This is a genomic window from Vibrio tubiashii ATCC 19109 (assembly GCF_000772105.1).
Lineage (GTDB): Bacteria > Pseudomonadota > Gammaproteobacteria > Enterobacterales > Vibrionaceae > Vibrio > Vibrio tubiashii.
Window position 1 is genome coordinate 563,258 of sequence record NZ_CP009355.1, and the last position, 14,718, is coordinate 577,975.

20 protein-coding genes are annotated in these 14,718 nt (G+C 44.3%); 18 read left to right on the forward strand and 2 right to left on the reverse strand.

The features are described from left to right. The first annotated feature begins 123 nt into the window (after nt 1–123). The 17 genes from IX91_RS17665 to IX91_RS17745 all read left to right on the forward strand — a co-directional run bounded on the left by IX91_RS17665 (nt 124) and on the right by IX91_RS17745 (nt 11,999). Nucleotides 124–1,128 (forward strand): response regulator, encoded by a 1,005-nt coding sequence (locus IX91_RS17665; RefSeq protein WP_004748566.1) that lies wholly within the window; start codon nt 124–126, stop codon nt 1,126–1,128. Beyond that, complete coding sequence (locus tag IX91_RS17670; protein ID WP_004748567.1) at nt 1,128–1,565, forward strand: PAS domain-containing protein; 438 nt, start codon at nt 1,128–1,130, stop codon at nt 1,563–1,565. The genes IX91_RS17665 and IX91_RS17670 overlap by 1 nt, the downstream gene beginning before the upstream one ends. 88 nt (nt 1,566–1,653) lie before the next feature. Beyond that, complete coding sequence (locus IX91_RS17675) at nt 1,654–3,153, forward strand: bifunctional ADP-dependent NAD(P)H-hydrate dehydratase/NAD(P)H-hydrate epimerase (protein WP_004748568.1); 1,500 nt, start codon at nt 1,654–1,656, stop codon at nt 3,151–3,153. A gap of 213 nt (nt 3,154–3,366) precedes the next feature. Continuing rightward, nucleotides 3,367–5,295, forward strand: coding sequence for a threonine--tRNA ligase (gene thrS, locus IX91_RS17680; protein WP_004748569.1), 1,929 nt, complete (start codon nt 3,367–3,369; stop codon nt 5,293–5,295). A gap of 66 nt (nt 5,296–5,361) precedes the next feature. Continuing rightward, the gene (gene infC / locus IX91_RS17685) at nt 5,362–5,850 is read left to right on the forward strand and encodes a translation initiation factor IF-3 (RefSeq protein ID WP_029236104.1); all 489 of its coding nucleotides are present in this window, start codon (nt 5,362–5,364) and stop codon (nt 5,848–5,850) included. 106 nt (nt 5,851–5,956) lie between these two features. Then, complete coding sequence (gene rpmI, locus IX91_RS17690) at nt 5,957–6,151, forward strand: 50S ribosomal protein L35 (protein ID WP_004411425.1); 195 nt, start codon at nt 5,957–5,959, stop codon at nt 6,149–6,151. A gap of 41 nt (nt 6,152–6,192) precedes the next feature. Next, a complete protein-coding gene (gene rplT / locus IX91_RS17695) occupies nt 6,193–6,546 on the forward strand; it encodes a 50S ribosomal protein L20 (RefSeq protein ID WP_004401084.1) in 354 nt (117 codons plus the stop codon). A 212-nt stretch (nt 6,547–6,758) separates the two neighbouring features. Then, entirely contained in the window at nt 6,759–7,223 is a 465-nt protein-coding gene (locus IX91_RS17700; RefSeq protein WP_004748571.1) for a hypothetical protein, read from the forward strand. 24 nt (nt 7,224–7,247) lie between these two features. Continuing rightward, nucleotides 7,248–7,622 carry a nuclear transport factor 2 family protein gene (locus tag IX91_RS17705; protein WP_004748572.1) on the forward strand — a complete coding sequence of 125 codons (375 nt, stop codon included), beginning with the start codon at nt 7,248–7,250 and terminating at the stop codon, nt 7,620–7,622. A gap of 61 nt (nt 7,623–7,683) precedes the next feature. Next, nucleotides 7,684–8,034 carry a GNAT family N-acetyltransferase gene (locus IX91_RS17710; RefSeq protein WP_004748573.1) on the forward strand — a complete coding sequence of 117 codons (351 nt, stop codon included), beginning with the start codon at nt 7,684–7,686 and terminating at the stop codon, nt 8,032–8,034. Between the two features lie 195 nt (nt 8,035–8,229). Next, nucleotides 8,230–8,832, forward strand: coding sequence for a class I SAM-dependent methyltransferase (locus tag IX91_RS17715; RefSeq protein ID WP_004748574.1), 603 nt, complete (start codon nt 8,230–8,232; stop codon nt 8,830–8,832). A gap of 51 nt (nt 8,833–8,883) precedes the next feature. Then, nucleotides 8,884–9,183 carry an antibiotic biosynthesis monooxygenase family protein gene (locus IX91_RS17720; protein WP_004748575.1) on the forward strand — a complete coding sequence of 100 codons (300 nt, stop codon included), beginning with the start codon at nt 8,884–8,886 and terminating at the stop codon, nt 9,181–9,183. A gap of 57 nt (nt 9,184–9,240) precedes the next feature. Continuing rightward, nucleotides 9,241–9,654, forward strand: coding sequence for a nucleotide triphosphate diphosphatase NUDT15 (locus IX91_RS17725; protein WP_004748576.1), 414 nt, complete (start codon nt 9,241–9,243; stop codon nt 9,652–9,654). A 101-nt stretch (nt 9,655–9,755) separates the two neighbouring features. Next, nucleotides 9,756–10,166, forward strand: coding sequence for a GNAT family N-acetyltransferase (locus tag IX91_RS17730; RefSeq protein WP_004748577.1), 411 nt, complete (start codon nt 9,756–9,758; stop codon nt 10,164–10,166). A gap of 24 nt (nt 10,167–10,190) precedes the next feature. Beyond that, nucleotides 10,191–10,676 (forward strand): YbaK/EbsC family protein, encoded by a 486-nt coding sequence (locus IX91_RS17735; RefSeq protein ID WP_004749055.1) that lies wholly within the window; start codon nt 10,191–10,193, stop codon nt 10,674–10,676. 37 nt (nt 10,677–10,713) lie between these two features. After that, nucleotides 10,714–11,190, forward strand: a complete 477-nt coding sequence (locus IX91_RS17740; RefSeq protein ID WP_236642961.1) for a hypothetical protein — start codon at nt 10,714–10,716, stop codon at nt 11,188–11,190. A gap of 8 nt (nt 11,191–11,198) precedes the next feature. Beyond that, nucleotides 11,199–11,999 carry a PhzF family phenazine biosynthesis protein gene (locus IX91_RS17745; protein WP_004746056.1) on the forward strand — a complete coding sequence of 267 codons (801 nt, stop codon included), beginning with the start codon at nt 11,199–11,201 and terminating at the stop codon, nt 11,997–11,999. Between the two features lie 22 nt (nt 12,000–12,021). Here the strand turns inward: IX91_RS17745 and IX91_RS17750 are convergent, their stop codons facing one another. Next, nucleotides 12,022–12,915: a cation diffusion facilitator family transporter gene (locus tag IX91_RS17750; protein WP_004746054.1), complete on the reverse strand. Its 894-nt coding sequence runs from the start codon at nt 12,913–12,915 to the stop codon at nt 12,022–12,024. Between the two features lie 187 nt (nt 12,916–13,102). After that, nucleotides 13,103–13,981, reverse strand: a complete 879-nt coding sequence (locus IX91_RS17755) for a LysR family transcriptional regulator (RefSeq protein ID WP_004746053.1) — start codon at nt 13,979–13,981, stop codon at nt 13,103–13,105. Nucleotides 13,982–14,125: 144 nt separating this feature from the next. On the opposite strand from IX91_RS17755, the gene IX91_RS17760 reads away from it, so the two are divergent. Beyond that, nucleotides 14,126–14,704, forward strand: coding sequence for a class I SAM-dependent DNA methyltransferase (locus tag IX91_RS17760; protein ID WP_004746051.1), 579 nt, complete (start codon nt 14,126–14,128; stop codon nt 14,702–14,704). The last annotated feature ends 14 nt before the right edge of the window (nt 14,705–14,718 follow it).

Sequence of the window (14,718 nt, forward strand, 5' to 3'; positions counted from 1 at the left end):
AATGTTGGCCTAGTGGTCTTACCTACTGTTTACTCAAAAGAAATTTGCCGCCTAGCGTACCGGGTGTGCAAACCTTCTGTTACACTCAAATAATAAACTACATAAATAGGAGTAGGTGTACGCATGTCTTATCCGGTACTTATATGCGATGACTCCGCTTTGGCGAGAAAGCAAATGGCTCGCTCACTGCCTGCTTCGCTAAATGCTGATATTACCTTTGCAGTCCATGGATTGGATGCTTTAGAGCAGCTAGAACAAAATGAATTCAAGTTGATGTTCTTGGACTTAACCATGCCAGAGTTGGATGGTTTTGGCACATTAGAAGAAATTGGTAATCGAGGTATTGATATACCTGTGGTAGTAGTCTCAGGCGATATTCAACCTAAGGCCAAAGAACGGGTGATGACGCTAGGTGCAAAGGCGTTTATCCAGAAGCCAATTGATAAAGATGCTCTTAATCAGGTGCTTAAAGAGCTAGTTGAACCGCCAACTCAACCGAGAATTATCACGCCTGTTTCTGTCGAACTACCGATACTTCGCCGCCGCGACATCTATATGGAAGTGGCAAACGTATCTATCGGTCAAGCGGCAGACGCCTTGGCAAGACACTTTGACGTGTTTGTCCATTTACCTTTACCAAATGTAAACATACTAGAAGTCAGTGAACTTCACATGGCCCTTAGAGATCTTGCGGAAAACGATCAAGTCTCAGGGGTGTGCCAAGGGTTCAGTGGAGAAGGTATAGCAGGTGAAGCGCTGGTACTATTAAGTGATTCAAGTGTCAGCGACCTTAAAAAATTAATGAAAGTCCCTGCCGATAGTGAAGAGTTAGAAGAGCTTGAACTGTTAATGGACGTTTCTAACATTTTGGTCGGTTCCTTCTTGAATGGTTTGGGTAAGCAAGCTGAGGTGCGTTTCTTCCAAAGTTCTCCAGTGTTGTTAGGCCAGCACATCTCTATTGATTCTGTGATTTCTTCAACGACGGGTGTATTTAAGAAAACTATGACGTTTGAAGTGAGCTACAACATTGATGGAACGTCGATACGTTGTGATTTACTGTTTATGTTTGTCGATGAATCGTTACCACTTCTAGACAACAAGCTTTCGTACCTAATGGAGGACTTCTAATGTTATCTCTTCCAGCTGAATTTGAGCAGTTCCACTGGATGGTGGATATGGTGCAGAATGTAGATTTGGGCTTAGTGGTTCTCGATACTGATCATAATGTTCAAGTGTGGAATGGGTTTATGACTCATCACAGCGGCATACAAGCGCACGATGCGATTGGTAAGTCTCTGTTTGAGCTGTTTCCTGAAATCCCTCAAGATTGGTTTAAGCTAAAAACCAAACCCGTTTATGATTTAGGCTGTCGTAGCTTTATCACTTGGCAACAACGCCCATATTTGTTTAAGTGCCGAAATGTTCGTCCAGTGACTCAACAAGCCGACTTTATGTACCAGAACATCACGCTTAACCCGATGCGTACACCGACAGGTGAGATCCGTTCATTGTTCCTCTCGATACAAGATGCAACTGCCGAAGCGCTTGTCTCCAAGAAGCTATAATAGTAAGCAATAATCTGTAACCAACGCCAAGGATTTTCTTGGCGTTGTTGTATATGCTCTAAATATGTTTTGGTAACCCTTCATACCTATGAACTCAACACTTCCTCTAGAACTGTACACAGGCCAGCAAGTTAAACACGGTGAACAGCAAGCAGCAAAGCTCGCTGGCGTCGAGATGTATACGCTCATGCTCCGAGCTGGGCTGGCAACTTATAAAGTGATGAGAGATAAGTTTCCTCATGCAAAGCGCATCGTGATAATGGTAGGAACAGGAAACAATGGCGGAGATGGGTTTGTCGTCGCCAAGTTGGCTAAATCAGATGGCTTAGAAGTTTCTCTTTATCTATACGGTGATGAGGCCAAAATATCTGGCGATGCGGCTAAAGCCAAACATGAGTGGATGGAGTGCGGCGGAAAGGTTCAATCATGCGATTCGTTGGATTGGTCGAAAACCAGCGCGGATGTGTTGATTGACGGACTATTGGGCACAGGTCTTAAGGGAGAAGTCAGACAATCACTTCAAGATCTAATCGCAAAGGTCAATGACAGCCAAGTTCCGGTTGTCGCGATAGATACCCCTTCCGGTTTGTGTACCGACAGTGGTCACATCATGGGAAATGCGATCATTGCAAAACATACGGTAACGTATATTGGCGTAAAACAGGGTTTAACAACCGCACAAGCGAGAGCTTATACTGGTCAGCTTCACTACGCGGGTTTAGGTGTTGAGAATGAATTTAGGCAGTGCGTCGAAGCCAGTAGCCGATTTATTGATAAGGAACAATTTCGCTTAGCGATGCCGCCCCGTATTGCGACAGCTCACAAAGGGCACAATGGACGTTTGCTATGCCTAGGAGGTAATCAAGGTTATGCAGGAGCGATTCGTCTATGCGCAACCGCCGGGGCGCGAAGTGGTGTTGGTCTGATACGTACGTTATGTCACCCCCATTCGGCGTTGCCACTGCAGGTTGCCTGCCCAGAGGTAATGACGTTAGGGTGGAGCGGTGACGCTGATGCCTTAAAGCATGGGTTAGATTTTGCTGATGTCATTGCTATGGGGCCGGGGCTTGGTACTGATAACTGGGCACAAGGTATATTCTTAGCAGCCAGCCGAGTAGAAAAACCAAAAGTTGTTGATGCGGATGGTCTCAATCTATTGGCGCAGCAACCTAATGTCGATGAATTACGAATTATCACACCCCACCCGGGTGAAGCAGCGCGTCTTCTGGGGTGCAGTGTCACAGACGTAGAGCAAGACCGCTTTCAAGCAGTAAGAAACTTGCATAAGAAATACGGAGGCATCATTGTCTTGAAAGGCGCTGGAACCTTAATATTCGACGGAGACGAGATCTCAATTTGTCAGGCAGGAAACGCAGGAATGGCAACTGGCGGTATGGGGGATGTGTTAACAGGGATTATCGCTGCCTTAATCGCGCAGGGAATGTCATTGTCAAATGCTGCCAAGTTCGGTGTACTATTACACAGCGTTGCCGCAGACCAAATTGCAGCGCGTAAAGGACAAATCGGTATGCTCGCCAGCGATGTGATTGATGAGGCGCGATCGGTGCTCAATTACTGGTTAACTTGAACGATTTTTAAACTTTTCTTAATCAATTCTGTGACTTCGATTGTTATTTCACATTAATTCGTTACAATACGCGTTCGTTCCTGAGTTGTGCATCCGTATTTGCGCAGAAAAAGGAAAAGAACTCTCGTCTTTACTCCTTGAATTCTAAGTTAAAGACACGTTTTAAATTGCATGTGTTGCTTGGTGTGCAACACCACTGTAAAGGACAGTTAAATGCCTATTATTACTCTTCCTGACGGCAGTCAGCGTCAATTTGACAACCCTGTTTCTACTCTTGATGTCGCACAATCTATCGGCCCTGGTCTTGCTAAAGCAACCATCGCCGGTCGTGTAGATGGTAACCGTGTTGATGCTTGTGATCTTATCGAACAAGATGCAAGCCTAGAAATCATCACAGTTAAAGATGAAGTAGATGGTCTAGAAATCGTTCGCCACTCTTGTGCTCACCTACTTGGTCACGCGATCAAGCAGCTTTTCCCTGAAGCGAAAATGGCGATTGGTCCGACTATCGATAGTGGTTTCTACTACGATATCGACCTTGAGCACTCTCTAACGCAAGAAGATCTAGAAAAGATTGAAAAGCGTATGAAAGAGCTTGCTAAGACCAAATACCAAGTCATCAAGAAAAAGGTTAGCTGGCAGGAAGCTCGCGATGCATTTGAAGCTCGCGGTGAAACATACAAGATGGAAATCCTAGACGAGAACGTTTCTCGTGATGATCGTCCAGGTCTTTACCATCATGAAGAATATATCGATATGTGTCGTGGTCCACACGTACCACATATGGGTTTCTGTCAGCACTTCACGCTACTTAACGTAGCAGGTGCTTACTGGCGTGGTAACAGTGACAACAAGATGCTGCAACGTATCTACGGTACTGCTTTCCATGACAAAAAAGCGCTTAAAGCGCACCTTACTCGTTTAGAAGAAGCAGCGAAGCGTGACCACCGTAAAATCGGTAAACAGTTAGATCTGTTCCACATGCAGCAAGAAGCACCGGGTATGGTGTTCTGGCATCATAATGGTTGGTCTATCTTCCGTGACCTAGAAGTGTTCGTACGTCAAAAACTGACAGAGTACGATTACCAAGAAGTAAAAGGTCCACTAATGATGGATCGCGTTCTTTGGGAGCGCTCTGGTCACTGGGATAAATACGCAGATGCGATGTTCACAACTTCTTCTGAGAACCGTGAATACGCGATTAAACCGATGAACTGTCCAGGTCACGTACAGATCTTTAACCAAGGTCTGAAATCTTACCGTGATCTACCGCTACGTATGGCAGAGTTTGGCTCTTGTCACCGTAACGAGCCATCGGGCGCGCTACATGGCATTATGCGTGTACGTGGCTTCACACAGGACGATGCACACATCTTCTGTACTGAAAGCCAAATCCAAGACGAAGTAACGGGTTGTATCAAGATGGTTTACGATACATACCAAACTTTCGGCTTCTCTAACATCGTGGTTAAGCTATCTACTCGCCCAGAAAAGCGTGTAGGTTCAGATGAGATCTGGGATCAATCTGAAGAAGCACTTAAGCTATCTCTAGAATCAATGGATATTCCATACGAGATTCAAGAAGGCGAAGGCGCGTTCTACGGTCCTAAGATTGAATTTACGCTTTACGATTGTCTAGATCGTGCATGGCAGTGTGGAACAGTTCAGCTAGACTTCAACCTACCGGGTCGTCTAGGTGCTACTTACGTGGATGAAAATAACGAGCGCCAAGTGCCAGTTATGATTCACCGTGCTATTCTAGGTTCACTAGAGCGTTTCATCGGTATTTTGATCGAAGAATACTATGGCTTCTTCCCAACTTGGTTATCGCCAGAACAGGCTGTAATTATGAATATTACTGACAAGCAGTCAGATTATGTTCAGGAAGTGGCACAAAAACTACAAAAATGTGGAATTAGAGCTAAAGCGGACTTGAGAAATGAGAAGATAGGCTTTAAAATCCGCGAACATACTTTGAAGCGTGTACCGTATATGCTTGTTTGTGGCGACCAAGAAATGGAAGCTGGCGAAATCGCAGTACGTACTCGTAAAGGCAAAGATCTTGGCAAGTTTAAAGTGGATGACTTTATCTCATACATCCAAGACGAGATCTCAAGCCGTAAGCTCAATCTGGAGGAATAAACTATTAAAGGCGGAAGACGCGGCCAAGTACCGGCCAAACAAAATGCTCATCGTTTAAACGGTGAAATTCGTGGCGTTCGTGAAGTTCGTTTAACTGGCGCTGATGGTGAATCAGTTGGTGTTGTTTCTATCCAAGAAGCAGTAGCAGCAGCTGAAGAAGCTGGTATGGATCTGGTAGAAATCAGTCCAAACGCTGAGCCACCAGTATGTCGTGTAATGGACTACGGTAAATTCCTCTTTGAGAAGAGCAAATCTGCTAAAGAGCAGAAGAAAAAGCAAAAACAGGTCCAGATTAAGGAAGTAAAATTCCGTCCTGGAACTGATATTGGAGACTATCAGGTAAAACTACGCAACCTGACGCGTTTCCTTGAAGAAGGCAACAAAGTGAAGGTAACAATTCGCTTCCGTGGCCGAGAAATGGCACACCAAGAGATCGGTGTTGACGTTCTAAATCGTCTTAAGGAAGACACTGTTGATTTAGCAGTAGTGGAATCTTTCCCTAAGAAGATCGAAGGTCGTCAGATGATCATGGTTCTTGCCCCTAAAAAGAAGTAATTAACGGCTTTGCAAGTAAGAAAACTCAGCTGCCGTAAGGTGGCTGGGTTTTGTTCGCCCTAATTACTATTGTTTAAAACAACTCAACAATGCGGAGTTATTCATCATGCCTAAGATGAAAACCAACAAAGGTGCTGCTAAGCGTTTTAAGAAAACTGCTGGTGGTATTAAGTTTAAGCACGCTACTAAACGTCACATCCTGACTAAGCGTACTACTAAGAACAAGCGTCAGCTTCGTCCAAATGCAATCCTTCCTAAGTGTGAAGTGGCTGCAGTTGCTCGTATGCTACCATACGCATAATTCTTTTTAGTTTATTAATCGTTTAGTTTAGGAGAAGCATAATGCCTCGCGTAAAACGTGGTGTACAAGCTCGTGCACGTCATAAGAAAGTTCTAAAACAAGCTAAAGGTTACTACGGTGCACGTTCACGTGTTTACCGCGTAGCTTTCCAAGCAGTTACTAAAGCTGGTCAATACGCTTACCGTGACCGTCGCAACAAGAAACGTCAATTCCGTCAACTATGGATTGCACGTATCAACGCTGCATCTCGTCAGAATGGTCTATCTTACAGCCGTTTCATCAACGGTCTTAAGAAAGCATCTATCGAGATCGACCGTAAGATCCTTGCTGACATCGCGGTATTCGACAAAGCTGCATTCGCAGTTCTAGTTGAAAAAGCGAAAGCTGCTCTTTAATTAGAGTTAGTTTTTAGGATTAAGAAAAGGAGAGCTTCGGCTCTCCTTTTTTGTATCTAGATTTTGCGCTTTGCGCATTTATCCACTCAAATTCGATTAACCAATCATTCATCGTTACTCCACCTATTGCAAACCTACTGAAATAACTTAATATTTTGCATTCAATCTATTATGCATCTATGACAATAGGCTAGATGAACAGTGAGGGTAGTATGCAGGCAAAGGAAGCATTTGAAGCGGCGAGTAGTGCAGAGAAAGTCGCGAGCTCGTTGTATAAATGGATTGCAGGTAATCGCGGACTGAAACGAACGGTTGCTGTGGAACTGCAAGAAAACATCGAGCTTATTCGTTTGTATGTTGAGACGCGCTCTGGGTATGAACAACTCATTCCACAAATTAAAGAATCAGCCTATCGAAACGCATTGCAGCAAGGGTTTAACTTTAACTCACTCAATCGCTCCAAAATAGATGCAGCCAGCACTAAAGGTATCAAACAGCTCGAGCGCTATCATGGTTGGGATACTCAGCGAGTGATTGAAAGCATTTACGCCAAGATCTCGGCAATTAAAGCTGCCATCAAGATTAAAGATAATGCTAAGCCACTACGATTAGGGGTTCGATTACACAACATCTTCAAGCTTCTTGTGATGCTTTCTAATCACATTGGTCAAAAGTAAAATAGCCGAACGAGGTGATAGGAAATGGATATTCTGATTGAACAAGAAAAAGCGCTACATCAGTTTTCAGTTCGGAAAGACAAAGCTGAAAGAGAACGACTAATCCACGCGACATTTCGTGAAGTAGGTAAATCGGGTACCAGCTTTGATTTTGAGACGATCAGTGAAATGATGGAGGGTGAAGAACCTTCTCAAGTTATCATCCAATCACAGGATTATGAATGCATTCAACTCGAACCTTCCGTTCAGCTTCTTCTGTATAAATCAGCATTAATCTCTGCGGATGGCGAAATTAGTAGCTATGCCAAACGGTCATCGATTTGGGCATTTACGGGATGTAACTGGCAACTGAAATATCACCAAGGGACGCCTTGTCCTGCATTTGAAATTGATTCTTAGGTTTATCTCTTAGCTCAATCGAGTGTAGGATGAATAGCGAGTTATTGGTCAAGGAGGACAAATGGAACTAAGACAAGTGCAGCTCTCAGATGCTCAATGGATTGCGGATATCTACAATCATTACATCGCCACGACGGCTATCTCATTCGAAGAAGAGTCTGTTTCTATTGAAGATATGAAGGTGAGGATTGATGCCGTTCTCTCTGCTGAGCTACCTTGGATTGTGCTCGAAGAGGCGGGCCAACCCCTAGAGTATGCTTATGCGGCTAAGTGGAAACCTCGCAGTGCTTATCGCTATACGGTTGAACCATCTATTTATCTATCTAGTGATGCGAAAGGCAAAGGGGCGGGGCAAAAGCTCTATACTGCTCTGATTGCTCAATTACGTGAACTGGCATTAAAAACGCGATAGGAACTATTGCGCTGCCAAACCCTTCTAGTGTGGCATTACATGAGAAGATGGGGTTTAAAAAGGTTGGAGAGTTCGCCAACATTGGATTCAAGTTTGATCAACATATCTCCGTAGGTTATTGGCAGTTAGAGCTTAACTAAATTGTCCCAAGAATTATCACGAGTCGTGACGAATAAAGGAATGATAGAAACCAACATGAAACCAGAACAAATAGGCAAGGCATACGACCAAATTACTCACATTTGGCAAGGCGAAAGTTTCAACTTAGAGAATGGTATTGAGCAACACAAGCGTGCTATTTCGTTTACGGAGAAACGCGGAAAAGCCCTAGATATTGGTTGCGGTTGTACCGGACGATTCATTGAATTGTTATCGAGCGAGGGGTTCACTCCTTCAGGTATGGACGTGTCAGGTGAGATGTTGGCGCTAGCCAAAGAGAAACACCCACAGGTTGAGTTTATCAATGCAGATGTCTGTCAGTACGAATTTGCTGAAAAATACGATTTCATTACCGCTTGGGACAGTATTTGGCATATTCCTTTAGATCAACAGCGCCACGTGATGACCAAGATTGTCGATAGTCTAAATATCGGCGGTCTTTTCATTTTCTCATTTGGCGGCACAAGTGAAGAGGGCTTTCACACCAACAGCTTTATGGGGCCAGAAGTCTATTACTCGTCACTCGGAACCAATGGCTTTTTAAGTTTGTTTATTGAGCTAGGCTGTATGGTTCGACATCTCGAATTTGACCAATACCCAGAGCTTCATACTTATTTGATTGTGGAAAAGCTTAAGTAGTCGAATTGAGCTTCAGTGAAGGAAAATGCGCTCGGCATCAGGGAGGATGTAATGTACGCCGTCATTTTTAAAGCGAAAACGGGTAATCAAGATGCCCACTATTCTGAGATGGTTGCACTTATGCGTGACCTTGCCTTTGACAAATACAACTGTCGAGACTTTATCGCAGTAACAGAAGGTTCTCAGGAGATAGCGATCTCTTACTGGGACAATGAAGAAGACATTCGAAGGTGGCACTTAGACAGCCAACACTCCATCGCTCAAAGCTTGGGGCGAGAAAAATGGTATTCATCCTATGTTGTTGAAGTTGTAGAGATAAAACGTAAGTATACGTTTGGCGAGTCGGTATAATAGCGAAAAGCGATCGATAATAAGCCCGATCATACAACAAAGAGGAAATGGTTAACGATGAACAAAGAAGTACGTGTCGGTGTAGCGGTTGTTATTAAGCGAGATAGCCAAATCCTTCTGGGAGAAAGAATCGGTGCTCACGGCGCTCATACTTGGGCGACGCCTGGCGGGCACCTAGAGTTTGGCGAGTCTATTGAAGAGTGTGCTGAGCGTGAAGTTCTGGAGGAAACGGGATTACAGGTCAACGCAGTTAGTAAGCTTGGGTTTACCAACGACGTGTTCGAACATGAAGACAAGCACTATATTACTTTGTTCGTTGTCGCTGAGTGCGCAGCAGGAGAGGCAAAAATTATGGAACCGAATAAATGTAAGCAATGGAAATGGTTTGCATTAGATTCACTTCCAGAGCCTTTGTTTTTGCCGATGACCAACTTGTTAGCTGAAAATCCCAACTTAACCGCTAAGTACTGAATACCAAAGACTCTTTCTACCTGATACAGACAACAAAACGAACAGACATTACGACTTACTAAGCCATGATATTTAAAGAAACTTTGCCAACAAAGGTACCGATGGATTTGCTGCTTGAAGCTGACCCCAGTGAGAAAAGCATTGTAACGTATCTTAGTGACTCTTGGTGCTTTGTCGCTTTAGAGAACGAGAGAATGGTGGCTGCATGTGTAGTAAAGCCTTTAAGCGACGTACTTGCAGAAATCTTTAATGTTTCAGTGCTACCAGAGTGTCAGCAGAAAGGTATCGGTTCGAAGCTACTTAGGTATGCGCTCGCTGAGCTAAGCAATAAAGGTGTCAAGCGAGTCGAGTTAGGGACGGGAACGTTTGGTTATCAACTGACTTATTATCAAAGGCTAGGTTTTAGAGTCGATAGCGTGGTTAAAGATCACTTTGTAGATAACTACGCTGAAGCTATTTTTGAGTCTGGCATTCAACATAAGGATATGTTGAGGTTATACATACAGTTATAAGAACGAAAAATAAGAGGGAATACTATGTCAACGGAACTGAAAGCTTCATCTATCAAAGTTCAAGATTTTTTATCAAGTCGTGGCCATGACTTCGTGATTCAGCAAATGCCTGCCTCAACTCGCACTGCAGTAGAGGCGGCTGATGCAATTGGTTGTGGTGTCGCTCAAATCGCAAAATCGCTCATTTTTAAAAATGGCCAAACAGGCGAGGCAGTACTGATTGTTGCTTCAGGCACCAATATGGTTTGTGCAGACAAAATAGAGCAGCAAACAGGTATCCCACTTGAAAAAGCCAATGCGGCATTTGTGCGCGAGAAGGTTGGCTATGCTATTGGCGGTGTGCCTCCCGTCGCTCACACCGCAAAAGTTCAAACCCTGCTCGATCAGGATTTGAAGCAATACGGTGAGATTTGGGCAGCAGCGGGAACGCCGAATACAGTGTTTAGATTAAAGGCAGCAGATCTTGACAGTTTAACAGGCGGCCAGTGGCTAGATGTAGCAAAACGCTAGTCATGACAAGCAATTAGAGTAGTAGAGGTTTTTAACATTGGTTAGTCCATCAAGCAGGCTAGTCACACTGATGACGCTTGCCATGGTTTTTATCAGCGCTTACGTCATTTTAAGAGATACCAGTGTATTTCAAGATGCCGCGAGTGAAAGTGATGTTGAGTTTTACGACGTCACCTTCGTTGAGGTGTTTTCTGGCGTTAAAGGTGGGCTATATAGCCATTTACAAGATAAGCAATCTGGTAAACGCATCAATACTGAATACTACCCATTTGAGAATGTTCAGAGTCCAAGCCGTGAGGATATTCATGTCGGAGTCGTTCCGCGTTCAAGTGGTCGACTTTACGATATTGTTTTCTTAAAAGTGGGGGAAACCGTGGTCAAGAAAACGGCTTATGGATTGGCGGATGTTAACCAACAGAGAACTCAGAATGGTACCTCTTACCTCTACATAATCATGCTAGGTGTTGCAATAGCACTCGGACTTAGTGCCTATGGAAAGCGCAAATCAGAATAAGGAAACAAATGGATATTGAGATTTATCAAGTCGACTCTTTTACCTCTCAGCCTTTTACAGGGAACCCTGCTGGCGTTTGTATTACTCAAGAGCCGCTCGAAGAGTCGCTGATGTATTCGATTGCGGAAGAAATGGCGGTCTCAGAGACAGCGTTTCTCACATTGAGCAACATGCAACTGAGATGGTTTACGCCCAAAGTTGAGGTTGCACTATGCGGTCACGGTACCCTCGCCGTTGCCTACATCCTTGCGCAAAAGGGCGCACTCTCAATAGGAGAGAGCGTCGCTTTTAACACACTGTCAGGGCAACTAACGGCCAAACGTAATCACAATAGCATTGAACTAGATTTTCCAATTGCGACTTTGACTGGCAGTGAAGAAGCTGATAACTCCTTGTTGTTTGAAGCTTTAGGGTTGAGTCCAAAGCAAATTATTGCCACAAGGCAGTTTGATGAAAAAGTACTTATACACGTACCTGATTTACAAATACTGGAGCAGTTGAAGCCGAACTTTGATGCCATGAAGCAACTGAAAGGCCGTGGAGTGATTGTCACTGCGTTGAGCAATAATACAGAGATTGATTTTGTATCTCGTTATTTTGCTCCTTGGGTTGGCGTCAACGAAGATCCCGTCACAGGCTCTGCTCATTGCGCTTTAGCCGCATACTGGCAACAGGCGTTAGGTAAAAATAGCTTTAATGCTTACCAAGCCTCTCCTCGGGGTGGGCATATTGGCTTAGAGATAGAAGGTCAGCGAGTGAAGTTAAGCGGTACCGCTTGCACTACCATTTCAGGCATGCTGCATCTGTAACGCGATACAGCTTAACTCGTTTTTAGCTGGCAATATTCATGGTTAGATTAAGGTCTAACGAAAGCTTCGACAGTTTATCTTTTAACACTCGGCGGGTTTTATCCAGTTCCGCCACTTCAACTTGTTGACCTTTTGAATGAACGTCAAGATTAACCCTTAACTCGCGGCCGACCTTAGTGACGGCCGCCACTTTTAGTTGCTGAGACACTTGTTTATCTAATGCAGAGACTTCTTTGTCTACCGCGTTACAAATGGCTTCGTCAGGTTTCATCATTAGCAGCTCGCGCAGTGCGCTCATCAACATATCAAACGGCACCTTGATGAAGTAAAAAGACATAAGAACCATCATCATAGGGTCGGCATAAACGGCATACTTAGCAAATGGCGAAATGGACACTAACCAAGCGGTTATAAAGCCTAACGTGACAGCAACACTTAATAGGGTATCCATTTGCCACTGTTTGCTTTCTGCTTCAATAAGTCCAGAAGAAAAGTGTTTTGATTTGTTGGCGATATACCACCAAGCATAGCCACAACCTAATACGTTCACTACGCCAAACAGAGTCGCAATGCCCGCGTCAACCTCACGGCCGCCAGTAAACATAGCCGTCACTGCTGAGTATAGAGAAACGCTGACAATCGCGAGGATGACACTGCCTTTTACAGCAATGACAACGGGCTCTAGCACTGCTTTACCAAATGGGAATTGACGCTTCGAAGGGCGCTCAATAAAGCGCGAGACAGCCAGCGACAATAAAGTTAACAGCAGACTGACCAGAGAATAAACGCCGTCAAAGACAATAACCAGTGAGCCTACAAGCAATCCGAGCACTAGACCTGCGCCAGCAAAGCCCGATGCGAGCAACGCTGAGAAGGTGAGTATTCGTTTTTCGTTTAAGCTTGTCCTAGCACACATAATGTCATCTCTTGTTTATCTACACTTACAGTGTTCTCAAAACCAGCGCATTTAACAAACATTATATGAGTTTTAGGTATGGTGTGTTTTTAACCTTTCTTGGTTAGTCTATATAATTCAATGAGATAGGTATAGAACTTGGTGTCATTATTTTTGACACTCACTGATGGTTTGTTTGTGTGTCAGGCTAAAAATCAAACAGATATTCGTTTAACTTGTCAGCTAACCAAGACATTCCGGGGTGCTCAGCCATGCCTGCTGCGGTAAACATGCAGTAGTCTTCCTGAGTTAAACCATAGGTATGCTTAATCACTGCAAGCTCTTGTTTACGTAATAAATTACGGATCAGAGGTTCTGGTAGAACGCCCCACGCTTCTTCTTCAAGAATCGTATTGAGCATATACTCAAAGCTTGAGAAGCCGATATAGCGTAAAGAAAACGGCTGAAGCTCTGGATTGTCTTTCTCATTGAGATAGACCATGACCGCCTGCATCGCGTTACGCAGTTCGTCATCGGATACACGACGTAATTGCGCCAACGGATTGCTAGTTCGACACACTGACATCAAGCGGATTTTACCGAGCGGCTGAAAGGTGACAAGAGGATCATCAAGGCGCTCATAATCGACGCCGAAAGCAAAGTCGACCTGAGAGGTTGCGACGAGGTTGGCGAGGTCACCACTAGAGGCGAGCACAATATTGAATGTTGTGGCAGGAAAGTGGTTATTGAGCCTATGAGAGAGGTCATGCCATAACTCATCGGGCAGTGAATCGTCACGGGCAATCCAAACTTCAGCGTTGAATTCACCAGAAACTTGCGCGCAGGTTTGGCGAATTCGCGAAGCCGTCACCAGCAAGTTCTGACTATCTTTATAAATCGCTTTACCCGCTTCGGAAAGTACTAAATTGTTACCGCTACGAACGAATAGCTCAACATCGAGATCTTTTTCCAATGCTTTGATTGCCATACTTAATTTAGTGCGGTTGCATTCAAGTTGGCGGGCGGCCTCCGAAACAGAGCCAGTATCTGCGACGGTGCAAAAAGCTTCGATCTGAGATAAGTTCATCTTTTGTACAATTTGATTAGCTTGAAATCGATATTATATTAATCCTAGGCAATTGTCTGTTTTCAGCATTGAAATGCTATGAATTTCATGCAGTTTTGATACTCTTGAGCGATGCCAAGTGAATGTAGTAACAGGGAGATCATGATGGCTAATAGTTGGGACGATGTCGCAGCAAACTGGGATGCGGAAAACGCAACCAATGATTACGCAGATAAGGCGTTTGAGTCGCTACAGAAAGTTGTCGATTTTAAAGGAATGCACATTCTGGACTTTGGCTGTGGTACCGGTTTGTTGAGTCAACGGATGTCGCCAGTCGCTAAAGACATTGTCGCGCTAGACAGCTCGGAAGCGATGATCGAACAGCTAGACATGAAAGAGCTTGCCAATGTCGAGCCAGTAGTCGATATCCTCAGTCGCGGACTTGTCGCAATGCACCCAGCATTTAGAGCACAGTTTGATTTGGTCGTTGCCTCGTCGGTATGCAGCTTTTTGCCAAGCTACTCTGATACCGCAGATATTGTCTTCAGTTTGCTCGATGAAGGCAGTTACTTTGTCCATTGGGATTGGTTGTCAGATAAAGACGAAGTCGGGGGTATGACCATCACGCATGCGCAGCAAGTGTTATCCAGTGTTGGTTTCAGTGAAGTTGTTGTAACGACACCATTCGATATTGAAACGCCAGATGGAACGCTAAAGGTACTGATGGCCGTGGCTAAAAAATAATAGCCTAAAACTGA